The organism is Burkholderia sp. 3C (assembly GCF_054589155.1).
The window spans coordinates 70,360-92,008 of sequence record NZ_BAAILN010000119.1; the positions used below are offsets into that span (position 1 = coordinate 70,360).

Genomic DNA, 21,649 nt, shown 5'->3' on the forward strand with positions numbered 1-21,649 from the left:
TGCCGATGCCGGCGCGCACGCCCGGCGCCCCGGTCAGGCTGTGCTCAGGATGATGCCGAGCACACGACGCAGCGGCTCGGCCGCACCCCATAGCAACTGATCCCCGGTGGTCAGCACGCTGTAGATGCCGTCGCCGAGATTCAGCTTGCGCAGCCTGCCGACCGCAACCTTCAACGACCCGCTGACGGCGGCCGGGCTCAGGCGCCGTATGGACTCCTCTCGGGTATTCGGCACGAAATCCACCCATTTGTGTGCATTGCCGATGAGGTTCGCCAGGCTGCTGGCATCGCGCTCCTCCTTCAGCTTGAGCGTGATCGCCGCGGAGTGACTCTGCAACGCCGCCACCCTTATGCACAGTCCGTCCACGCGGATCGTGCCGGGCGCGAGGCCGAGTATCTTGTTGGCCTCCACCTCGCCTTTCCATTCTTCGCGACTCATGCCGTTGCCGAGATCCGAGTCGATCCACGGGATGATGCTGCCTGCCAGCGGCACGTCGAACCGGCTGATGGGATAATCGTCGCCCGATGCGGCGCGGCGGGCGAGCTCCAGCACGTCGAGGGTCGCCGTCGCCGGGTCGGCCAGCGCCGCTCGTGTGCGCTCCGACAGCGCCGACATCTGCCCGAGCAGCTCGGTCACATGGGCGGCGCCGGCGCCCGATGCGGCTTGATAGGTCATCACGGACATCCAGTCGACGAGTCCCGCTTGAAACAGGCCGGCGAGGCCGACCAGCGACAACGTGATCGAGCAATTGCCGCCGATGTAGTTCTTCACGCCCGACGCGATCGCGGTATCGATCTGCGCTCGATTGACCGGGTCGAGCACGATCAGCGAGTCGCTGTCCATGCGCTTTGCCGATGCCGCGTCGATCCAGTAGCCATCCCAGCCGCTTGCCCGCAGCGCGGGATAGATCGCCTGCGTATAGCTGCCGCCCTGACATGTAACGATGATATCCATGTCCGCGAGTTGCTCGACGGACATCGCGTCGCGCAACGTGTGCTCATCGCCTCGATGATCGCGCACACGCCGACCGGCTGCGGAGGTGCTGAAATAGATCGGCGAGAGGCGCGCGAAATCGTTTTCCTCGCGCATGCGCTTGAGCAGGACGGAGCCAACCATGCCCCGCCATCAGACCAGTCCCACTTTTTTCATATTCCGGGTTTCCCGACAGGCATCGCCTGCATGCATGCCCATGAGGGCTGTAAATGGATGACTCTCCACCCATATCGCTGCCGGGTTTTGGACAAAATTGCGCTTATCGGCATACGTTATGGGTTCCTGACGATCTCGCGAAGGCGGGACGTACACGGACCGCCGGTCACCGGCGCTTCGATATACTGTCGCTTGCTCAATCCTCCTCGCGGTAGCGGGCTGGTGTGTCCATCGGAGCTCATCGATTCCATCATGTTCACTGATTGTTACTGCACGCAATTCCGGCGCTCGGCCAATGCACTGACCGGCATCTACGACGACGCGCTGCGGCCCGTCGGCTTGAAGATCACGCAATTTTCGCTTCTGCGCGCATTGGAGCGTCTCGAGGCCGCGACCTACACGGAAGTTGCAGTCGAAGTCGCGCTCGACAAGACGACGATTTCTCGCAACCTCAAGCTTTTGATCGATGCCGGATGGGTTGAGGTAACGCCTGAGGCCGACGCCCGTGTCAAGGTTGCGCGCCTGAGCAAGCGAGGCGCCGCCAAACTGCGCAGCGCGGAGCCCTACTGGAGACGTGCCCAGAAGCGTGTCGAGGGGGAAGTTCGGAAATTCATCAAGGGGGCAGCCAAGGAGCGCCTGCTCGAGGCGCTGGAATCGCTGCAGCGTGCTGACGTCGGCTAGCTGCAAGGGTTAATCCGTCATGGCAACGAACGGTGCCGTCGAATAAGATGTACCTACATCCACTTGCGATGCCGGTGGCTGACTCGATAGAGCGGGCGGTCGTTCCGCTCTTTCCCCCAAAAAGTTGTACCTACATTTATTTAGGGAGTGTGCAATGCCGACATACGTCGTGACGGCCGCGGAGGGCCGTTTCACCGCCGAGGAAAAAGGCGAGATCGCAAGGGGAATCACGCAGGCCCACAGCGGTGCGACCGGTGCGCAGGGTTTCTTTGCACAGGTCATCTTCACGCCGGTGGCCACGGGTGATCACTTTCTCGGCGGTGCCCCACTGAAGGCTGATCACATCTTCGTGCACGGGCAGATTCGGGCAGGGAGGACCGACGAGCAGAAACGGGGCCTTCTCGACAGCATCGTGGGCGTCGTGGCGCGTGCCGCGAACACCGACAGCCGATATGTTTGGGTCTACCTGGCCGAACTGCCCGCCGCGCAGATGGTGGAGTACGGCAAGTTGCTGCCTGCGCCTGGCGGCGAGGCTGCGTGGCTGGAGGCGATGTCGCAGGAGGACCGGGATTATCTGACCGGCGTGGGCCGTTAATCGGCGCACCGTCAGGCGCGAAGCCTGGCGCGCACGAGCGATCCTCGGTCGCGCCAGCTTGCCGGGATCAGAAGAAGCCGAGCGGCTTCGCGCTGTAGCTGACGAGCAGATTCTTCGTCTGCTGATAATGGTCGAGCATCATCTTGTGGTTCTCGCGCCCGATACCGGATTGCTTGTAGCCACCGAACGCGGCATGCGCGGGGTACAGGTGATAGCAGTTGGTCCAGATGCGACCCGCCTGGATCGCGCGGCCGAATCGATAGGCACGATTGCCGTCGCGCGTCCAGACGCCGGCCCCGAGGCCGTAGAGCGTGTCGTTCGCAATCGCCAGCGCTTCCTCCTCGTTTTTGAAGGTGGTGACGGAAACGACGGGGCCGAAAATCTCTTCCTGGAAAATTCGCATCGAATTGTGTCCGCTGAAGATGGTCGGCTTCACGTAATAACCGTCCCGCAGGTCGCCGTCCAGCCGGTTTTGCTCGCCGCCAATCAGGCAGGTGGCGCCTTCCTCCTTGCCGATCTGCAGGTATGACAGGATCTTGGACAACTGCTCGTATGAAGCTGGGCACCGATCATCGTGTCGGGATCGAGCGGGTGTCCTTGCTTGATCGCGGCCACGCGACTCACTGCGCGTTCCATGAACTTGTCGTATGCAGATTCCTGGATCAGTACACGCGACGGGCTGGTGCATACCTCGCCCTGATTCAGGGCAAACATCGCAAAGCCCTCGAGCGCCTTGTCGAAGAAGCTGTCATCGGCGTTGACGACATCGTCGAAAAAGATGTTCGGGCTTTTTCCGCCCAGTTCGAGGGTGACGGGGATCAGATTCTTGCTCGCGTATTGCATGATCAGACGGCCGGTCGAGGTCTCGCCGGTGAATGCCACTTTCGCCACGCGCGGACTCGACGCAAGCGGCTTGCCTGCCTCCACGCCAAAGCCGTTGATGATGTTCACGACCCCTGGCGGAAGCAGATCGGCAATCAGCTCGATCAGCACCAGGATCGACGCGGGCGTCTGTTCGGCCGGTTTCAGTACCACGCAATTGCCGGCTGCGAGCGCAGGCGCGAGCTTCCAAACGGCCATCAGCAGCGGGAAATTCCAAGGGATGATCTGCGCGACGACGCCGAGCGGCTCGTGAAAATGGTATGCAACGGTATCCTGATCGATTTCGGCGAGCGTACCTTCTTGCGCACGCACACATCCGGCGAAATAACGGAAGTGGTCAATCGCAAGCGGCAAGTCGGCTGCGCGCGTTTCACGGATCGGCTTGCCGTTGTCGATCGTTTCCGCAACCGCGAGACGTTCGAGATTGTCCTGCATCCGGTCGGCGATCCGGTGCAATACCAGTGCGCGTTCGGCGGGTGAGATCGCCGCCCAAGCCGCTTTAGCACCGTGCGCTGCGTCCAACGCCAGTTCGACATCTTCTGCCTGAGAGCGTGGTACGTCGCAAAGCGGCTGGCCGGTAATTGGGGATACATTGGTGAAGTATTCGCCGGCAACGGGCGGAACCCATTGTCCACCGATGAAATTGTCATACTTGCGCCGGTATGGGAACGAGGTCGTCAGGTGTTCGAGGTCAGCATGATTCATGGAAGTGTCTCGCTTGGAATGAGAGGGACGCTGGACAGAAACCGTCCGTGCCACGGCCTGCTTAAACGCGGCGCCAGGGCGTGGTCGGCCGTCCGTTACGGTTGCGTGGAGCGGCGCACGCGCATCGAAGCGCGGCCGTCCAGGTATCGTCGCGGCTTCCAAGTGATGGGAGATGGACAAAATTGCGGTTTTGTAGAAAAAACGGAGCCGTGTGCCGCCGTTAGGGGCGTGATGAGTCCATGATTCGCAGCATTGACGATTATTTAGATGTAGCTACAATCAATGCGTCCGGTTTGCTCGACAGGGCAAGGCGCGAATGCGCCACGGCACCTGTTCCTGCCGGATGATCCCCGGACACCACCGACTATGGGTCACGACCATGGATACAGCACATCCATCCCGATCGAACCAGGCAAAATTTTGGCGCGAGCCTGGCTTTGCCGACGCCGAACTGATGACAGCCAGCTATCGCACGCATCGGTTCCCGCCGCATGCGCACGACGAGTTTGCGATCGGCGTGATCGAACGCGGTGCACAGGCGTTTCTCGAGGGCCGTGGCCGAAGGCTGATCATGCCGCAGGGCGCGATCTGCGTGATCAATCCGGGGCAGCTTCATGAGGGGCGTCCAGCGGTCGAAGGCGGTTGGGATTACCGCATGGTGTATGTATCGACCTCGGGCCTGCTCGGACTGTTGCGGGACGCGGACGGTGCGCCACAGCGGTCCGTGCATTTTCCCGACGTCGTAATGGACGACCCCGACACGATGCGGTTGTTTCGCGCTGCGCACATTTGCTCCGAATCCGATGACGCCAGCCAGCTTGAAAAAACATCCCGGCTTACCGCCGCGATGGCCCAACTCGTGCTGAGACACGCGTCGGCGACGCATCGGCCATCCGCCGGGGGCGCGATGCCCGGGGCAGTGCGCCGGGCGCGCGACTATATCGATGCCCATTTCGTGGATAACCCGTCGCTCGATGCCATCGCCCAGGTGGCGGGTATGAGCGCTTATCACCTGCTGCGCGAGTTCAAGAAGTCGGTCGGGGTCGCGCCTCATGCGTATCTGGTGCAGCGTCGTGTTGCATTGGCCAAACATCGCGTGCTCCGTGGCGTACCGTTGCGACAGGTCGCCATCGATGTCGGCTACTGCGATCAAGGGCACTTGAGTCGGGAGTTCAGTCGTTTTTTCGGCGTGCCGCCCGGTATCGCCCGGCAGTAAATCAGCAAGTTTGTCCAAATCCCCGGCCGGTGCGTGGCCGAAGCTGTGCTCACCATCCACCTTATCCGGGAGCACAGCATGATCGATTTACGAAGTGACACCTGCAGCCAGCCGACTCAGGCCATGCGTCAGGCCATCGCCAACGCGCCGGTCGGCGACGACGTGTATGGCGACGATCCGACCGTCAAGGCACTTGAGCGAGAAGTCGCGGAATTGCTGGGCAAGGAAGACGCGGTGTACATGGTGACCGGCACGATGACCAATCAGGTCGCGATCCGCACCCATACGGAACCGGGCGACGCGGTTCTCTTCGATCAGAATGCGCACGTCTATATTCTCGAAGGCGGCGCGCCGGCTGCGTTCTCCGGGGTACTCCCGCGCCTGCTGCCCGGTGTGCGCGGCGTCTTCACGCCGGACGACGTAGCGAATGCGCTCGGCGTGTCGCATCGATTTTTCCCCACCACGATTCCAGCCCCGATCAAGCTGCTCTGTGTGGAAAACACCCACAACATCGGTGGCGGCAAGGTGTGGCCGATCGAGCAGCTGCAGGCCGTTTGCGAGCTTGGCCGGCAGCGCGGCCTCGCACTGCACCTGGATGGCGCGAGGCTCTGGCATGCGACAGCCGCCACCGGGATTCCCGAGCGCGAATACGCACGCTATTTCGATTCGGTCAGCGTGTGCTTTTCGAAAGGGCTCGGCGCGCCCGTGGGTTCGGCGCTGGCTGGCTCTCGTGATTTCATCGCGCGCGCGCGTCGTTTCAAGCAGCAGATCGGTGGCGGGTTCCGCCAGGCCGGGATCGTCGCGGCCGGCGCGTTGCACGCACTGCGCCATCACCGTGAGCGGCTTCATGAGGATCACGAACATGCGCGCATGCTGGCCAACGGCATCGCGGGCCAACCCGGCATTTCCCTCGATGTGTCCACGGTCGAAACGAACATCGTGAGGTTCGGCATATCGTCGCTCCCGGCCGGTGAATTCGTCGAGCGGCTTTACGAAAAGGGGCTGCATGTCCTGCCGTCCGGTGCGGACGGCGTTCGCGCGATCCCTTACCTGAACATCACCCGCGATCAGGTGCAGGAGGCGATCGATATCATCTCGGCCGTCGCGCAGGCCAATGCGCATACGGCCGGCGGCAACGTCGCCCGCGACAACGTATCGTCACGCGCCGGATACTGACCCGGCGGTCGAGAGGCACGACTGAACGACTATTTGAATAGGAATACTTGAGATTGGGGGTGGAACCGACACGCGGTAATGGATTTCCCGTTGCCGAATTATGGCGCACGCCGTTCAGGGTAACTTGGCAATCGTTCTATTCGTGCATCACGGGAGAGACCGCTTGCTCGAGCGGCGCCGACGGAGCAACCGCCCCGGAAACTCTCAAGCAAAAAGATCGTGATGCAAGAACGCTCTGGAGAGTGGCGCCTCGCCCACCCACCGAAGGGGAGCCACCGCCGTGGCGCAATCCGGGCGGTGGCGAAACTCTCAGGTAAATGGACAGATGGGGCATCGGCGCCGGCGGCGGTTGTCGTCGGCGATGCTCAATTCGATCTGGACCATCACATGTCACGAATCGCCATCATCGGCGCCGGCATTACCGGCGTCACGATTCGAGCGGCACCGCTATCGCGTCGGTGATCGGCGCCGATTGATTGAACCGCACATGTCGTTGTTGAAGACATCCACGGCTAGGCATGTCTCCGATCTCTGGCTTGAATACTACTTTAATAGTAGTATTCAAGCCGCGGCGATGATGGCGCTCGAAGCCGTGCAGCGAGCGCCAAGCCGCATGTCACGCTGTCCGGTCAACCCGGCTGTGTACAGGACAACGATTCGATGGCGGAGATATGAGCAATCATCATGAAGGGCTTCGGGTTCTGATCCTCGGTGCTGGCGCGCTGGGCGGCTACTATGGCTCGCGTCTGATCCAGGCGGGCGCGAACGTGACGTTTCTCGTGCGCCCGAACCGCGCGGCCGCCTTGGTTCGCGACGGCCTGCGCGTGTCGAGCGCGCTGGGGGATTTCGGTGCGGCGGTCAATGCCGTGACCGCGGATGCGGTGGAGCCGGGCTACGACCTGGTCTTGCTGACCTGCAAGGCTTACGACCTCGACGACGCGCTGGATTCGCTGGCGCCCGCGCTCGCCGGCACGACCGGTGTGCTCGCATTGCTGAACGGCATGGCGGTGTACGACACGCTGGACCGTCGCGTCGGGCGGGAACGGGTGCTGGGCGGCGTGTCCTATATCGCCGCGTCGCTCGCAGAGGACGGCCATGTCGTGCACACCGGCAGTCAGGACAAACTGATTGTCGGTGCGCGCCATCCCCTGCAGCGCGATCTGGTACGCCGCTTCCACGCGGCGATCGCATCCACGCCGGGTTTGCGCGTGGCGTCGGAGCGGGTCGAAGCCGACCTGTGGCAGAAGTGGGTGATGTTGTGCTCGGGCGCCGCCGCGACCTGCCTGATGCGCGGGCGCTTGTGCGATATCTTGCGGACGGCGGATGGCAAGGGCGTGATCGAGGCGCTGCTCGACGAATCGCTTGCCGTGGCCGCGGCGGAGGGGTTCGGCCTCGGCGAGCAGGCGGTGAGCGGCGTTCGCGGTTTCCTGCTCGACCCGGATTCGACCTGGGCCGCGTCGATGATGCGCGACATCGCGCGGCGCGCGCCGCGCATCGAGTCCGACGCGATCGTGGGCGACATGATCGCCCGGGCGGCGCGCCATCGGATCGAGACACCGTATTTGCGAACCGCCTTTGCACATCTGCAAACTTATGCGCTTCAGGATACGAACTGAGGCGTGCAGTTATTCGGGCGTGTCGCGGTCGGCATTGTCGCCTCGTCGATACGCCCGGTGATTGAGCAGGGGCGGTAGCGCCGCATGACTTGCCGGTGATCAGGCCGTGTCGCGTGCGCTCCGAAGCAGCGCGATGGTCCTGTCGATATCCGCATCTTCGGTGCGCCACGACGATACGCTGAGGCGGAATGCAGGGCGTCCGTCCCACACCGCCGGCCCGAACCAGGCTTCGCCCGAGCTTTCAACGGCCTGCCGGATCGCAGCAGTCTGCGCATCGTTTTCTCCCCGAACCAATACCTGGTTGAGGACAACGCGATTCAGCACGTCGAAACCGGCATCGCGCAACCCGTGCGCCAATCTGGTCGCCTGGGCGCAATGACGTTCCACCATCGCGGCCACGCCTTGCTGGCCGAGCGTGCGCAGCGCGGCCCAAATCGTGATGCCGCGAGGGCGTCGGGAGAATTCGAGCGTGAGGTTCTTCTGGGCCAGGCGCGAGCCGGTGGCGTAGACGGCATCGCTGCTCAAGGTTTCCGCCAATGCGTCGGGATCGCGGCAGATCGCCATCGCGCAGTCGTAGGGCGTATTCAGCCACTTGTGCCCGTCCGTGGTCCAGCTGTCCGCGAGTTCCACACCGTCCGTATGGTGCCGCAACGCCTGCGATGCCCGCGCCCACAAGCCGAACGCGCCATCCACGTGTACCCATGAGCCTTGCGCCTTTGCCTTCGGAATGAGCGCTGCGAACGGATCGAATTCGCCGGTGTTCACCTCGCCGGCCTGCAGGCAAAGGATGGTGTTGGCGTCGAGTTCGGGCAGGCGCTCGGGATCGACGCGGCCGTGCGCGTCAGTGGCCGCCGGAATGACCTGCTCCGTGCCGAAGCCGAGCACCCGCAACGCCTTGAGCACCACCACGTGAATCCGCGCCGATACCACCACGCGGATTTGCGGCGCACCGTACAGCCCCTTCGTGTCGAGATCCCATCCGGCCCGCTTGAGCAAGGCGCGCCGCGCGGCCGCCAGGCAACTCAGCCCGCATGCCGTGGCCGACGTGCCGAAGCCGACGGCGCTGCCTCGCGGCAGATCGAGCGCCTCGAGCAGCCAATTGCCGGCCACTGCCTCGATGCACGCACTGACGGGCGATGCCATGGCCAGCGGCGCGCCCTGATCCCACGCCATCATCAGCCGCTCGGCCGCGGCCGCGCCCGGCAACGACGCTCCCACGACGAAACCGAAATAGCGCGGCCCGTTCGAGGCCACCGTGGCGGGCGAGCCGATGTCGTCGAGCAGCGCCAGCGTATCGTGCGCGGAGCGCCCTTGTTCGGGGAGCGGTTCGTCGAACGCGGCCAAGGCCGCGAGCGCCTCCGGCGTGGGAAAGACACGCCGGGTTTCGACCGACTCGAGATAGTGGGCCGCGCGCTGGTCGGCGTCGGCGAGCAGGGCAATTTCGCCGGCTTTCATGTCGGCGATGCTGCCCGGGGCCGGAAGGTGAGTGTTCATATTGTTCAGGAAAACGAAGCAGGATGGGAGGGCGCCGAACGCGCTGCGTCAGGCAACCGGGAGGAGCGGCAGCGCGGTATCGGTGTTCGAGTCGGATACCGCGGCGACCGTGGCGGCCTTGACCGCGGGGGCGCTGACCGCATCGAGTCGGGCGAGCTGCTCGGCGCTCAATGTCAGATTCGCCGCACCGAGGTTGCTGACGAGCTGCGGCAGCGAACGCGGCCCGATCAGCGGCAGCCCGCCGTGCGCGGCGACCCAGGCGATGGCGACCTGGTCCGGCGTGGCCTGCAGTTCGCGAGCCATGTCGAGCACCGTGTCGAGCACATCGGAGCGCTGTCGCGAATCTTCGGCCTGGAACACGGCGCCGCCGAATGCTTCGCGTCGACCCGCTTCGCCGTTCCGATATTTTCCGGTCAACATCCCGCCGCCGAGCGGCGACCAGGTGAGCGTCGCGAGGCCCAGGGCGCGGCAGGCCACGAACACGTCGGCCTCGGGCTCGCGATGCACGAGGCTGTATTCGAACTGCGCGGCGGCAATCGGCGTCGCGCGCGTGATCTCGGCGAGCGTGACGGCGCGGGCGAGGCGCCATGCCGGGAAGTTGGACAAGCCGGCATAGACGATCTTGCCCGCGCGCGCGAGGTCGTCGAGCCCGCGCACGATTTCCTCTGACGGCGTGAATGCGTCCGGCTGATGTACCCACAGCAGATCGATACGGTCCGTCTTCAGGCGCTTGAGGCTCGCCTCCACGGACGCGATCATCGCCTTGCGGCTATTGCCGGTCACGAGACGGTCGGGGGTCGGGCTGGCGCCGCTCGAGAATTTGCTGGCGAGGAAGAAAGAGTCGCGCCGGCCCTGCAACAACGATCCGAGAAATTCCTCGGACTGGCCGAATTGATAGACATCGGCCGTATCGATGAAATTACCGCCGGCTTCGGCATAGGTCTCGAACAGGGCGGCGCTTTGCGCTTGGTCGGCGCCGTGGCCCCAGCGCGTGCCGAAATTGGCCGTACCCAGGACGATCTGCGACACGCACACGCCGGTGCGCCCGAAATTCTGGTATTTCATCAACGCTTTCCTTTCGCGAAAAATACGGGCATATGCCCGTATTGGTGAAAAATTCGATACCCCGTCGACGCGGAGGGGCGGGCGGCATGTTGCGCGCCCCTTCCCCAATGAACCCTGGATGCGCCTCGGCCGTGCCGCTTAACCGATTGCCTCGCCCAACTCGGCCAGCATCGTCCGCAGCGCTTCGATTTTCCTGGCTCCGATCTTCTCGACCACCGAAACCTGGCAGCGATCCCAGGCCGGCGTGGCACGACGCAGCAAGGCCTTGCCGTCCGAAGTCAGCGACACGACGCGTTCGCGTTGATCGCCGGTATCGACGCCGATATGGGTCAACTCGCGGCTTTCGAGAACCTTCACGTTTCGGCCGATCGTGGAGCGGTCGAGATCGACGAGCACGCCCAGTTGAGTCAGGCTGACCGGTTGGTGATCGGCGATGGTTCGCAGCAGAAAATATTGGGCGATGTTGATGTCGAACGACGCCAATGCGGCGTCGTAGGCCTCGGTCAGTTTTCGCGAGGCGCGACGAAGGTCGGTGCAGAAGCAGGGCGTATTCATGGATGCGAGTATATACCCGCAATTTTTGAAAAAGCAATCGCGTCATGCGATCCGTTGCGGATTTGAAGGTGCAAACAACGTTACCAGGTGCAAGTAATCTGCCTCCTTGGCATTCGCCATCCGGCGCTCTAAGCTCCCCAGGTATCGACATGAGACCGAGTCTCCGTCGAAGACACGTTGACCAATCTCACCGGCGATGCCGTCACGGCGGGGGCCGGATGCCGAGCCGGTTTCGGATGACATTCATTTTGTATGACTAAGGAAATTTCCATGAGCGACGTTCTTTTCACTCCGTTCACGATCCATGCGCTGACGATTCCGAATCGCATCGTGATGTCGGCGATGACGCGCGGTTTCAGCACCGGCGGCGTGCCCGGCGACGATGTGCTCGCGTATTACCGGGCCCGCGCGGCGGGCGGAGTCGGCCTCATCATCACCGAGGCCGTTGCGGTGCAGCGCGCCGCGGCGGCGGAGGTGCCCGGCATCCCCGTCTTTCACACGGTCGAGGCGCGCGCCGGATGGTCCGCCGTCGTGAAGGCGGTACACGCGGAAGGCGGCAGGATCGCGGCGCAGTTGCACCATGCGGGTGCGTTGCGCGATGCCGCGCAGATGGGGGCGCCGGACGTGCCGAACGACGAGCCGAACGGCATGAGCGTGGCGGATATCGAGGCCACGATCGCGGCGTTCGGCGAAGCGGCGGCCACGGCGCGCGCGCTGGGATTCGATGCGGTGGAAATCCACGGTGCGAACGGCAATTTGATCGACCAGTTTCTCTGGGAAGGGCGCAATACCCGCAGCGACAGTTGGGGCGGCAGCGTGCTCGCCCGCACGAAATTTGCCGGAGAGGTGGTGCGCGCAGTGCGTCGTGCGGTGGGGCCGTCGTTCCCGATCCTGTTCCGGATTTCTCAGTTCAAGCAGCGCGCCTTCGACGCCAGGATCGCCAAGGACCCCTACGAATTCGGCGTCATTCTCAACGTGCTGTCGGACGCCGGTGTCGACGCATTCCATGCCTCGCAGCGTCGCTTCTGGGAGCCCGCGTTCGAGCCGTCACCGCTGAACCTCGCCGGCTGGGCACGACGCTTGAGCGGTAAGCCGACCATGACGGTCGGCTCGGTGGGGCTGGACGGTCCGGACATCACCGATCTCCTGACCGGCAATGGCGGCAACGCCGGCCCGGCCGGCCTCGACGCGCTGCGCAAGGGCATCGACGAGGGCCAGTTCGATCTGGTTGCCGTCGGTCGTGCGTTGCTGACCGATCCGGCGTGGCCGAACAAGGTGCGGGAAGGGCGCTTGGCAGACTTGCGCGGATTCGACCTGGCCTCGCTGGGCAGCCTCGTGATCAGCGATCCGGCCACGGCATTGCCGGTTGCCGCCGATGCGATCGCCGGCAATGCATGATGCGGACCAACCAAGGGAGACGCTCACGATGACCGATGCCGCACCCAAACGCCATCCGTTTCTCGACGATCTCGACGAGGACGTCGTCCTGATCAGTTCCGTGTTGCGTTGCCCCGTGCGGGGGCGCGAGACGGTCACCCGGATCGTCAAGGCCGGCGCGGCCCACTATGCCAGTCAGACGCCGCGATTTCTCGGCGCCGTGGGCGAGCGCAGCTACTTCGAATACGACGCCCGGCTGGTGGACGGCGTCGCGGCGTCGGGCCTCGTGTCGATGCTGCGCGACGCGCACGGACGCGTGACGCAGTTGCATATCGCGTTCAGCCCGCTCGATGCGGTGCTGTCGATGGCGAGCGGCATGCGCGATCGGCTCGGCGCCGAGTGCGACGCAGCCTGGTTCCTGCCGCCGGGGGGCGAGGCATGAAAGCCGCGCGATTGATCTCCTATGGCGATCCGGTTACAGGGATCGAACTGCACGAGATTGCCGAGCCGCCGCAGCTAGGGCCTGACGACGTGCTGGTGCAGATGCGCTACGCCCCGATCAATGTCAGCGATCTGATGGTGGCGCTTGGCATCTACGACTGGCAGCCCGTGTTGCCGGAGGTACTGGGCAACGAGGGCGCTGGCGTGGTGCTCGCCTGCGGTTCAAACGTCACGCGCTTGGCACCGGGCACGCCGGTGGTGGTGCCGTTCATGGCGCGGAGCTGGCGCGAACGGCTCGTTGTCGGTGCCGATCAACTTACCCCCGTGCCGCCGGGCGTAGATTTGCAGCAGGCGGCGATGGCCACCATCAATCTCGTGACGGTGAAGATGCTGCTCGACGAGTACGTGGACCTCGCCCCCGGCGATGCGATCGTGTACAACGCGGCGAACTCCGGGCTGGGTTGCTGCGTGGCCGGCCTTGCGTCGCGGCGCGGCCTTCGTACGATCGGGCTGGTGCGCAGGCAGGAGGACGTCGAACGCGTGCGGCAAGCCGGTTGCGAGCTGGTGCTGCTCGACGAGGACGCCAGCGTATCGGCGGATCGCCTGCCCGCCGGCTTGCGGGTCAGGCTCGCGCTCGATGGCGTGGGGGGCGCCTCGTCGGGGCGGCTCGCGCAGATGCTCTCGCCCGACGGCACGCTGGTGGCCTATGGCGCGGCGAGCCATCAGCCGATGGCCATTTCGGCGCAGCATCTGATCTTCAAGCGGATCGCGGTTCACGGGTTCTTCGAAGGCCGCCCGGGCAACGCGGCCCGCGTCCCGGCCGTGCTCGCCTCGGTGCTCGATGCATTGGGCCCGGACGGTATACGTCAGCCCGTCGCGGCGGTCTATCCGCTTGCAGCAATCCGCGATGCGGTGGCCCATGCGATGCGCGGCGGAAAAGTCTTGATCGAGCTGGATGCCGCGAACGAGGTGGGCGTGTGATGTCGGTGCTGTTTTTACCCGCGGGATGAGCCATGCCGGATACCCATGATGTGGTTGTCGACAGCTACCGCCGCTGGCTTGCCATGCCGGTGATCGCCTCTCAATGTCCGGTGCGCGACGTGCTCGATCGCCTCGGCGAAAAATGGAGCACGCTGCTGGTGATGGCGCTGGCCGAGCGGCCGCGCCGCTTCGCCGAGCTGATGCGGGCCGTGCCCGACATCTCGAAGCGCTCGCTGACCCATGCCTTGCGCAATCTCGAGGAAGACGGAATCGTCATCCGCGAGGTGTTTCCCACCAAGCCACCATCCGTCGGGTATCGGCTGTCGACGCTCGGCGAATCGATGCTGGCGCCGTTGGCCATGCTGATCGCCTGGGCCGAGCAAAGCCACGGCGAAATCAAGCAGGCGCGCGAGCGCTATCGCGAGCGTTCGGTTTGAGCCGTGAGATCGGCCGGACCGATTGCTCGTTTCATTCCTTTGGAGCATGCCCATGTTTGCCTTTCCTCCCATCCCCGCGCTCGGCACGGTCGATGCCGCCGATTGGACGAGTGCCGTCGATTTCGTCAATCGCCTGAACTGGCTGTTCGAAACCTGGGATGTCGATGCGATGGTCGATGCGTTCCTGCCGGAGGGCGTGGCCTATCACTTCCACGGCACGATCCGCGGGCGCGAGGCCATGCGCCATTTCTTCGAGCACGACTATCCGTATCTGATTCCCGGCGTCAGCCGCCACGCCACCAATCACATCGTGGATGCCGACGAAGACGGCGTGTCGGTCCGATATCAGAACCTGCTGGTGCGCCACGCGCTGCCCGAGCAGGCGCGCAGCCTCGGCGCGGGGCAGGTGATGGAGAGCGACACGGGGCTGCCGAACCTGTGGATCTACTCGCCGATGCGGGATCGGCTGCGCCGTACCGCCAGCGGCTGGAAAATTCACGAGCGTTATATCGGCGGCTCGACCACCAATCGCGCCTGGACGCCGAAGGACACGGCCGCCGATGCCGTCGCGCCCTATATGCCAACGCTCGGGGAGCGTTGATCGGCGCGACCGGCTCACTGCTATCGGCGTGGCGCATCCTTGACGAAGGCCTGGATGCGCCGCATCGCGAGAATCAGTTGCTCGCGCGAGGTACACAGCCCGAATCGCAGATGAGTCGGGAAGTCGCCGAAATCGATGCCCGGCGCCACCGACACACCCGCTTCCTCGAGCAGGCGCTGGCAGAACCGATAGCTGTCGTCGGTGAATCGGCCGGCATCGGCGAACACGAACAATCCGGCGTCGGGCGGATAGGCGATCTCGAAGCCGCACTCCGCGAGCATCGTCAGCATCGTGTCGCGACGCGCTTCGAGTTCGGTCCGGCGTTGCGCGGCGATCTCGTCCACCTCGTCGGTGAAGCAGGCCAGCGCCGCCGCCTGGGAAATGTCGGGCGGGGAGAGGTAAAGGTGCTGCGCCAGCATCTCGCACCGATCGACCACGCGTTCCGGCACCACGATCCATCCGAGTCGCCACCCCGTCATCGCGAAATACTTCGAAAAGCTGTTGACGACGAACGCGTCGTCGGAATGCTCCAGCGCCGAGTGTTCGCGGCTGCCGTCGTTCAGCCCGTGATACAGCTCCTCGCTGATATACAGGCCGCCGTGTCGCGCCGACAGATCCATCAGCGAACGCGCCGCATCCCACGGTATGACGGTTCCCGTCGGATTCGACGGCGAACCGACCAGAATCCCGCGGGTCCGCTCCGACCAGGCCTGCTCGTATTCGCTCGCGCTCGCCCACAGGGCGCCGGGCTGCGAGGCCTTCACCCCGACGATGTCGCCGTTCACCACGCTGGCGAACACTGGATGCGACGGATAACCGGGCACCGCACTCAGCAGCGATTCGCCGGCGTCGACGAAGCCCGCCATGATCAACATCAGGCCGGCCGACGAGCCGGTGGTGACGATGACGCGACGGGCATCGATCGACACGCCGTATTTCTTGCGGTAGAAATCGGCGATCGCCGCACGCAGCAAGGGCCTGCCGACCGCCTCCGTATAGCGGCCCGTCCCGGCGTCGATGGCCTGCCTGGCGGCGGTCAGGACCGGCGCGGGCGTACCGAAATCGGGCTCGCCGACGTCGAGTCGAATGATGTCGCGGCCCGCCGCGATCAGTTCCTTGGCCCGCGACAACAGGTGCAAGGTGCGAAAAGGCTGCAGTTCGGTGGCGCGTCGGGTAAATCGCAAGGAATCCTGCATGTTTGATAGGTCCGTATCGTTGTAGCTCGGGATGAGACAGTCGCGCGTCCGGCCGTCTGGTCAGACACGTTGACAATAGAATAAGAAGGGACGTTAAGACGTTCTGAATTGAACGGTGCCGAATCCCTCAATTTCGGCTGCGAATTCCGAGTGGGTTTCCAGCGGCACCATGGGTCCGAGTGCGCCCGTCAAAATGATGTCGCCAGCGTGCAAAGTCTGTCCGAGCGAGGTCAGCGTCTTCACGAGCCACCAGGCCGCGTTTAACGGATTCCCCAAGCATGCTGCGCCGCTCCCCGTCGACACAACAGTTCCGTCCATCGTGCACTGCATTCGGCATGTCGCCAACTCGGTTTCGTCGAAGCTACGCGCCGTTTTTCCGAGCACATAGAGCCCGGAAGATGCATTGTCCGCGATCGTGTCGGCTATGGTGATGTCCCAGTTCGCAATGGCGCTGTCAACGATTTCGAAGGCAGGAATCGCTGCCTCGATGTTCCTGACGAATATTTCCCGAGTGAGGCTATCCGGCTGCAAATCCGAGCCTAGGATCAGTGCTATCTCGGTTTCCACCTTTGGCTGAATCAGCCGATCAATTGAAATCGTCTGCCCGGAACCATATTCCATGTCGGAAAATAGCGTGCCGAAATCAGGTTGGTCGACCCCAAGCTGTTGCTGGACAGCCAAGGAAGTCAGACCGATCTTTCGTCCCACGATGCGCCGTCCTGCCGCGATAGCATGGTCAACATTGATTGCGGCAACTGCATAGGCCGTCTCGATATCGTCGATGCCATGTGTGCGTGAAACAGGATCGATGGGAGTGCTGGTCAGTCGGGCTTGCCGCAGCGCTGACGCTGCAAGTTCAAGGCGTGAAGTCATCAATAAGTTATCTCGTGATCGACGTATCGTGTGGTCGACGATCGCATCGAATGCGCTCTACCAGGGAACACGCAGGAAAGCAGATTAGGGCCGATTTAATTACACGACAAGGAGGAACAATCGCTGCACCTGGTGACACAACTGGTACTGGCCCGGCACTTCGTCGTCAAGGACATCGGCTTTGCCCAATTACGTTGTCCTCAACGACATCTGCTTTCGCCCGTTTCCTGCCCGCCCAGGAAAAGCCGTTGCCTGCCTCAAACCCGCCTGTTCAGATTCGTTCGAGCGCCAGCGCGATCCCCTGGCCGCCGCCGATGCACAACGACACCACGCCGCGCCGTTGGTTGTTGCGACGCATCGCATGCATCAGACGCGTGGCCAGAATCGCGCCGGTTGCGCCGATCGGATGCCCGTGGGCGACGGCGCCGCCCTCGATATTGACGATATCGGCCGGCAGGCCGAGCGCGCCCATCACGGCGAGCGGCACTGCGGCGAATGCCTCGTTGATTTCGAGCGCGTCGATGTCGCCGAGGCGCCAGCCGGCCCGATCCAGGGCCTGGCGTATCGCCGGAACCGGCCCCAGGCCGAACAGCCCCGGCTCGACGCCGGCCACGCCCCACGAGACGAGCCGCGCGAACGGCTCGATACCCTGCCGGTCGGCCAGGCCGCGCTCCACGACCAGCATGGCGGCCGCACCGCTGTTCAGGCCCGGCGCGTTGCCGGCCGTGAGGGTGCCCCCTTCGCGAAATGCCGGACGCAAGGTCGCGAGCTTGTCGAGCGTCGTGTCGGGGCGATTGTGCTCGTCCTGGTCGAAGCGGGTGGTGCGCTTGCCGAGGCGAACCTCGATCGGTTCGATCTCGGCCACGAAATGGCCGGCACGCTGCGCCGCCGCGAATCGCTGCTGCGACCGCTCGGCCCAGCGGTCCTGGGCGTCACGGGAAATGCCCTCGCGCGCGACGAGGTCTTCGGTATGCCAGCCCGAGTGTTCACCGGAAAAGGCATCCAAAAGACCGTCGAGCAGCACGCTGTCCAGCACCTGGGCGTCGCCCATCCGATAGCCGTGGCGCGCGCCCGGCAACAGGTACGGGGCCCGATCCATGTTTTCCATGCCGCCGGCGATCGCGGCGTCGGCCAAACCGAGCAGGACCTCCTGCGCGGCCGAGACGATGGCCTGCGCGCCCGAGCCGCAGACGCGATTGACCGTCAAGGCCGGCACTTCATGCGAGACGCCCGCGCCCATCGCGGCCTGACGCGCCGGGTTCATGCGATTGCCCGCCTGCACCACGTTGCCCATCACGACCGAGGCGACCCGCGCCGGCTCGATTCGTGAGCGCGACAGGCTGGCCTGGATGGCATGCGCGCCGAGGTCCGTGGCCGGCACTTCCTTCAAGGACCCGTTGAACGTACCGATGGCGGTGCGCACCGGCGCGGCTAGAACGACTTCTCGTGCGATTTTCATGCTGTTGGCTCTCCTGATTGTGCAGGCAGTTCGCGTGGATGCCCGGGCCGCAAGGCGATAATTTACTATCATAATGGTATCGAAAATCGGGCGCGCGTGCATTCCCGTGCGGATCGCAGAATGGCGTGCGAAACATTGCGCATGCCCACGCCGCTGCCAGCGTCCGGACGCTATGGGCGCCGAGCGGTCATTGTCGAGGGAGGAGGAAGCAGGTCAGTCGGAGGAGGGGCGGCGAGACGTCGGGGCCAAGTCGGTGCATCCCGGATAAACGGTTTCCCGGGCCGGTCGCGAATTCGCGCCGGCCCGGGACGACACTCAGCGCGCCGCCCAGCCGGTCTCCGCGTCGAGCGGATAGACAGGCCGATCGAGGTGCCGGTAGTCGAACAATCCGTAGTCCGAACCGGTCACGCCGCGGCTGTCGCATTCGACCAGGCCCGCCGAGATCGGCACGAACACCGGGCGGCAGTACATGCGCGACTTCAGCAGCAGGAAGCGGGCGCGGCGCGGATCGACGCCGACGCTCTCGAACACGCCGAGATCCCAGGGCTCGTGGGTGCGCTCGGTGATCACCAGCACCGCTGCGCCGGTGTCGAGCACGGCCGCGCGGCCCATGTGCGCGCGCTGGCCGGTATAGGTCGGCCCGGTGATGGTGTATTCGCCGTCGGTCAGCGCGAGCACCGTGCCCCGGGCCATGAAGGGCGCGCGTTGCGAGCCGTCGCGCGCCGGCCGCTTGTTGCCGACCGGCAGCGTGACGTTGGCGCCGACGCCGGCCTCCCGGAGTAGTGCCACCGCCTCGGGATCACAGAGCGGCCCGCTGACGAGGCCGTCGAGCCCCTGCGCGAGCGCGGCCTCGAGCAGATCCATGGTGTCGCAGGTGCCGCCCGACATGCAGTTGTCGCCGTGGTCGAGCAGCAGCACCGGCTTGTCGGCGCCTTGCGCGAGCGCCAGCGCCTCGGCCACCGACTCGGCCAGCGGCGGGCTGCGGTAGACGAAGGCATCGCGCTCGTCCCAGATCGCGGCGGCGATCCGCGCGGCCACCGCCTCGGCCTGCGCCGCGTCGCCGTCGCCGACCACCACCACGCTGATGCAGGGCGCAGCGATGTCGGCCAGCGAGAAGCCGGCCAGGATCGACACCGCCAGCATGCCTTCGGCCTCGGCCGCGCGCGCCGCCGCCACCGCGCGCCGCATCGCGCCCTCGGCGGTGGCGCTGCGCAGCGTCGAGCTGAGCAGCGGCGGGCGCCGCCAGGCCAGCACCGGCCGGGCGCGGCCGGCGAGCGAGTCGAACAGCAGCCGCGCCGCGTGCTCGCCGGTTTCGTACATGTCGACGTGCGGATAAGTCTTGAAGCTGACGATGATGTCGGCGTGATCGATCATCGCCTGCGTGACGTTGCCGTGCAGGTCCAGCGCGACGGCGATCGGCACGCCCGGCAGCGCGGCACGCACGCGCGCCAGCAGTTCGCCCTCGCCGTCGGGCGTGCTCTCGGCCACCATCGCGCCGTGCAGGTCGAGCATCACCGCGTCGCAGCCCGGCGCGGCGGCCACGATCGCCTCGCAGATCGCGGCATAGGCCTCGGCCGCCACCGGCCCGCTCGGGTTCGCGCCGGCCGAGATCGGCGTGACCACCTCGGCGCCGGCAGCCTCGGCGGCGTCGATGAAGGCCGCCATCGCGGTGCGCATGCCCTTGTTGTCGCGATACGCCTCGGCGCCGTAGCTCGGCCCGTTCGCGCCGAATGCGGCCAGCGGCGTGGGCACCGGCGAGAAGGTATTGGTCTCGTGGTTCATCCGCGCGATCAGGATCCGCATCACGCGCCCTCCACGCTAGCGGCCGCCTCGGCCGGAGCCACGCCGGCGGCCTCGAGCATCGCGTGCAGCAGCACGTTGCAGCCGGCTTCCAGGTGCTCGGGGCTCGCGTCCTCGATCTCGTTGTGGCTGATGCCGTCCTTGCAGGGCACGAAGATCATCGCGGCCGGCGCCACACGCGCCAGGTACACCGCGTCGTGCCCGGCACCGCTGACGATGTCCATCGCCGACAGCCCGAGCCGCGCCGCGCCCTCGCGCACCGCGCCCACCAGCTTCGCGTCGAACGGCTGCGGCGGGAAATACACCACCTGCTCCACGTCGATCGTCAGCGCCGCCTCGGCGCCGGCCTGCGCGCACGCCTCGCGCAGCGCGGCGTCCATCGCGCTCAGGGTGGCGTCGTCGGGGGCGCGCAGGTCGACGGTCAGGGTCACGCGGCCCGGAATCACGTTGCGCGAATTCGGATGCACGTCGACCCAGCCCACCGTGCCGCGCGCATGCGGCGCGTGCGATCGCGCGATGCGGTTGACCGCGGCGATCAGCGCGGCGGCCGGCAGCAGCGCGTCGCGGCGCAGCTCCATCGGCGTCGGGCCGGCATGCGCCTCCATGCCGTGGATCGTCACGTCGTACCAGCGCTGGCCGAGCGCGGCCCGCACCACGCCGATGGTGGTCCGGTTGGCTTCCAGCACCGGCCCCTGCTCGATATGCGCCTCGAAATACGCGCCCACCGGATGCGGGCCGGCGGCCTCGCCGGCATAACCGATCGCGGCCAGCGCCTCGCGTACCGACACGCCCTCGCGGTCGCGCTGGTCGAGCGCGTGATCGAGCGTGAAGGCGCCGGCGAACACGCCCGAGCCCATCATCACCGGCACGAAGCGCGAACCCTCCTCGTTGGTCCAGACCGCCACCTCGAGCGGCGCGAGCGTACGCAGGCCCGCATCCGCCAGCGTGCGCAGCACCTCCAGCCCGGCCAGCACGCCGTAATTGCCGTCGAACTTGCCGCCGGTGGGCTGGGTGTCGATGTGGCTGCCCGTCATCACGGGCGCCAGGTCCTCGCGCAGGCCGGCGCGCCGCGCGAACACGTTGCCGATCGCGTCCACGCGCACCGTGCAGCCGATCTCTGCGGCCCAGGCCGCGAAACGGTCGCGCGCGAGCCGGTCGAGCTCGGTCAGCGCGAGGCGGCACACGCCGCCCTTGTCGGTCGCGCCGATCTGCGCGAGCTGCATCAGGCTGTCCCACAGCCGCGCGCCGTTCACGCGCAGGGCCGGCGCGGCGCCTTCGCGCGCGCCGCGGGTCGTATCCAGAACTTGCATCGATGTGTCCTCGGTTGGCGGGGCGGCGTCGCTCAGGCGA

Annotated in this window: 19 protein-coding genes, 1 pseudogene and 2 riboswitches; of the genes and pseudogenes, 10 read left to right on the plus strand and 10 right to left on the minus strand. The window is 65.3% G+C overall.

Going from position 1 to position 21,649, the window contains the following annotated elements:
• Positions 1–33 precede the first annotated feature (33 nt).
• Positions 34–1,116, minus strand: a complete 1,083-nt coding sequence (gene asd / locus ACYP33_RS23560) for an aspartate-semialdehyde dehydrogenase (protein ID WP_459624144.1) — start codon at positions 1,114–1,116, stop codon at positions 34–36.
• Positions 1,117–1,401: 285 nt separating this feature from the next.
• On the opposite strand from asd, the gene ACYP33_RS23565 reads away from it, so the two are divergent.
• A complete protein-coding gene (locus ACYP33_RS23565) occupies positions 1,402–1,830 on the plus strand; it encodes a MarR family winged helix-turn-helix transcriptional regulator (protein WP_459624145.1) in 429 nt (142 codons plus the stop codon).
• Positions 1,831–1,984: 154 nt separating this feature from the next.
• Entirely contained in the window at positions 1,985–2,425 is a 441-nt protein-coding gene (locus ACYP33_RS23570; RefSeq protein WP_414447077.1) for a tautomerase family protein, read from the plus strand.
• Between the two features lie 67 nt (positions 2,426–2,492).
• On the opposite strand, the pseudogene adh reads toward ACYP33_RS23570, so the two are convergent.
• Positions 2,493–3,889, minus strand: a pseudogene (gene adh / locus ACYP33_RS23575) (aldehyde dehydrogenase).
• A 502-nt stretch (positions 3,890–4,391) separates the two neighbouring features.
• Between adh and ACYP33_RS23580 the strand changes: the two are divergent.
• From ACYP33_RS23580 to ACYP33_RS23590, 3 genes are all read left to right on the plus strand, one after another.
• Entirely contained in the window at positions 4,392–5,228 is an 837-nt protein-coding gene (locus ACYP33_RS23580) for an AraC family transcriptional regulator (protein ID WP_459624146.1), read from the plus strand.
• Positions 5,229–5,306: 78 nt separating this feature from the next.
• Positions 5,307–6,404, plus strand: a complete 1,098-nt coding sequence (locus ACYP33_RS23585) for a threonine aldolase family protein (protein ID WP_459624147.1) — start codon at positions 5,307–5,309, stop codon at positions 6,402–6,404.
• A gap of 140 nt (positions 6,405–6,544) precedes the next feature.
• Positions 6,545–6,634, plus strand: a riboswitch (glycine riboswitch).
• 4 nt (positions 6,635–6,638) lie between these two features.
• Positions 6,639–6,730, plus strand: a riboswitch (glycine riboswitch).
• A 345-nt stretch (positions 6,731–7,075) separates the two neighbouring features.
• On the plus strand, positions 7,076–8,020 hold the full coding sequence (locus ACYP33_RS23590; protein ID WP_459624148.1) for a ketopantoate reductase family protein: 945 nt from the start codon (positions 7,076–7,078) through the stop codon (positions 8,018–8,020).
• Between the two features lie 99 nt (positions 8,021–8,119).
• Here ACYP33_RS23590 and ACYP33_RS23595 read toward each other — a convergent pair whose 3' ends face one another.
• The 3 genes from ACYP33_RS23595 to ACYP33_RS23605 form a co-directional block, all read right to left on the minus strand.
• Positions 8,120–9,475, minus strand: a complete 1,356-nt coding sequence (locus ACYP33_RS23595; protein WP_459624149.1) for a pyridoxal phosphate-dependent decarboxylase family protein — start codon at positions 9,473–9,475, stop codon at positions 8,120–8,122.
• Between the two features lie 87 nt (positions 9,476–9,562).
• Positions 9,563–10,687, minus strand: coding sequence for an aldo/keto reductase (locus ACYP33_RS23600; protein WP_459624150.1), 1,125 nt, complete (start codon positions 10,685–10,687; stop codon positions 9,563–9,565).
• Positions 10,688–10,717: 30 nt separating this feature from the next.
• Positions 10,718–11,062: a MarR family winged helix-turn-helix transcriptional regulator gene (locus ACYP33_RS23605; protein WP_414447084.1), complete on the minus strand. Its 345-nt coding sequence runs from the start codon at positions 11,060–11,062 to the stop codon at positions 10,718–10,720.
• A 342-nt stretch (positions 11,063–11,404) separates the two neighbouring features.
• On the opposite strand from ACYP33_RS23605, the gene ACYP33_RS23610 reads away from it, so the two are divergent.
• The 5 genes from ACYP33_RS23610 to ACYP33_RS23630 are packed head-to-tail and all read left to right on the plus strand — an operon-like array spanning position 11,405 to position 14,971.
• Positions 11,405–12,532, plus strand: coding sequence for an oxidoreductase (locus ACYP33_RS23610; protein WP_459624151.1), 1,128 nt, complete (start codon positions 11,405–11,407; stop codon positions 12,530–12,532).
• 28 nt (positions 12,533–12,560) lie between these two features.
• The gene (locus tag ACYP33_RS23615) at positions 12,561–12,953 is read left to right on the plus strand and encodes a hypothetical protein (protein WP_459624152.1); all 393 of its coding nucleotides are present in this window, start codon (positions 12,561–12,563) and stop codon (positions 12,951–12,953) included.
• Entirely contained in the window at positions 12,950–13,933 is a 984-nt protein-coding gene (locus ACYP33_RS23620; protein WP_459624153.1) for a zinc-dependent alcohol dehydrogenase family protein, read from the plus strand. Before ACYP33_RS23615 ends, ACYP33_RS23620 begins: the two co-directional genes overlap by 4 nt.
• A gap of 32 nt (positions 13,934–13,965) precedes the next feature.
• Positions 13,966–14,370: a winged helix-turn-helix transcriptional regulator gene (locus ACYP33_RS23625; protein WP_459624154.1), complete on the plus strand. Its 405-nt coding sequence runs from the start codon at positions 13,966–13,968 to the stop codon at positions 14,368–14,370.
• 52 nt (positions 14,371–14,422) lie between these two features.
• Positions 14,423–14,971, plus strand: a complete 549-nt coding sequence (locus ACYP33_RS23630) for a nuclear transport factor 2 family protein (RefSeq protein ID WP_459624155.1) — start codon at positions 14,423–14,425, stop codon at positions 14,969–14,971.
• 20 nt (positions 14,972–14,991) lie between these two features.
• Here the strand turns inward: ACYP33_RS23630 and ACYP33_RS23635 are convergent, their stop codons facing one another.
• The 5 genes from ACYP33_RS23635 to ACYP33_RS23655 all read right to left on the minus strand — a co-directional run bounded on the left by ACYP33_RS23635 (position 14,992) and on the right by ACYP33_RS23655 (position 21,609).
• Positions 14,992–16,167, minus strand: coding sequence for an aminotransferase class I/II-fold pyridoxal phosphate-dependent enzyme (locus ACYP33_RS23635; RefSeq protein ID WP_459624156.1), 1,176 nt, complete (start codon positions 16,165–16,167; stop codon positions 14,992–14,994).
• Between the two features lie 93 nt (positions 16,168–16,260).
• Positions 16,261–17,040 (minus strand): 2-keto-4-pentenoate hydratase, encoded by a 780-nt coding sequence (locus ACYP33_RS23640; protein WP_459624157.1) that lies wholly within the window; start codon positions 17,038–17,040, stop codon positions 16,261–16,263.
• Positions 17,041–17,311: 271 nt separating this feature from the next.
• The gene (locus ACYP33_RS23645) at positions 17,312–18,499 is read right to left on the minus strand and encodes a thiolase family protein (protein WP_414449164.1); all 1,188 of its coding nucleotides are present in this window, start codon (positions 18,497–18,499) and stop codon (positions 17,312–17,314) included.
• 315 nt (positions 18,500–18,814) lie between these two features.
• Positions 18,815–20,302, minus strand: coding sequence for a M81 family metallopeptidase (locus ACYP33_RS23650; protein WP_459624158.1), 1,488 nt, complete (start codon positions 20,300–20,302; stop codon positions 18,815–18,817).
• Positions 20,302–21,609: a Zn-dependent hydrolase gene (locus tag ACYP33_RS23655; protein ID WP_459624159.1), complete on the minus strand. Its 1,308-nt coding sequence runs from the start codon at positions 21,607–21,609 to the stop codon at positions 20,302–20,304. The genes ACYP33_RS23650 and ACYP33_RS23655 overlap by 1 nt, the downstream gene beginning before the upstream one ends.
• Between the last annotated feature and the right edge of the window lie 40 nt (positions 21,610–21,649).

Bases quoted from the DNA above. Each gene is read 5' to 3' on its own strand.
- asd (WP_459624144.1), bottom strand. From the start codon at position 1,116: ATGGTTGGCTCCGTCCTGCTCAAGCGCATGCGCGAGGAAAACGATTTC.
- ACYP33_RS23625 (WP_459624154.1), top strand. From the start codon at position 13,966: ATGCCGGATACCCATGATGTGGTTGTCGACAGCTACCGCCGCTGGCTT.
- ACYP33_RS23615 (WP_459624152.1), top strand. From the start codon at position 12,561: ATGACCGATGCCGCACCCAAACGCCATCCGTTTCTCGACGATCTCGAC.
- ACYP33_RS23620 (WP_459624153.1), top strand. From the start codon at position 12,950: ATGAAAGCCGCGCGATTGATCTCCTATGGCGATCCGGTTACAGGGATC.
- ACYP33_RS23650 (WP_459624158.1), bottom strand. From the start codon at position 20,302: ATGCGGATCCTGATCGCGCGGATGAACCACGAGACCAATACCTTCTCG.
- ACYP33_RS23570 (WP_414447077.1), top strand. From the start codon at position 1,985: ATGCCGACATACGTCGTGACGGCCGCGGAGGGCCGTTTCACCGCCGAG.
- ACYP33_RS23610 (WP_459624151.1), top strand. From the start codon at position 11,405: ATGAGCGACGTTCTTTTCACTCCGTTCACGATCCATGCGCTGACGATT.
- ACYP33_RS23635 (WP_459624156.1), bottom strand. From the start codon at position 16,167: ATGCAGGATTCCTTGCGATTTACCCGACGCGCCACCGAACTGCAGCCT.
- ACYP33_RS23655 (WP_459624159.1), bottom strand. From the start codon at position 21,609: ATGCAAGTTCTGGATACGACCCGCGGCGCGCGCGAAGGCGCCGCGCCG.
- ACYP33_RS23590 (WP_459624148.1), top strand. From the start codon at position 7,076: ATGAGCAATCATCATGAAGGGCTTCGGGTTCTGATCCTCGGTGCTGGC.
- ACYP33_RS23585 (WP_459624147.1), top strand. From the start codon at position 5,307: ATGATCGATTTACGAAGTGACACCTGCAGCCAGCCGACTCAGGCCATG.
- ACYP33_RS23565 (WP_459624145.1), top strand. From the start codon at position 1,402: ATGTTCACTGATTGTTACTGCACGCAATTCCGGCGCTCGGCCAATGCA.
- ACYP33_RS23630 (WP_459624155.1), top strand. From the start codon at position 14,423: ATGTTTGCCTTTCCTCCCATCCCCGCGCTCGGCACGGTCGATGCCGCC.
- ACYP33_RS23595 (WP_459624149.1), bottom strand. From the start codon at position 9,475: ATGAAAGCCGGCGAAATTGCCCTGCTCGCCGACGCCGACCAGCGCGCG.
- ACYP33_RS23580 (WP_459624146.1), top strand. From the start codon at position 4,392: ATGGATACAGCACATCCATCCCGATCGAACCAGGCAAAATTTTGGCGC.
- ACYP33_RS23645 (WP_414449164.1), bottom strand. From the start codon at position 18,499: ATGAAAATCGCACGAGAAGTCGTTCTAGCCGCGCCGGTGCGCACCGCC.
- ACYP33_RS23640 (WP_459624157.1), bottom strand. From the start codon at position 17,040: ATGACTTCACGCCTTGAACTTGCAGCGTCAGCGCTGCGGCAAGCCCGA.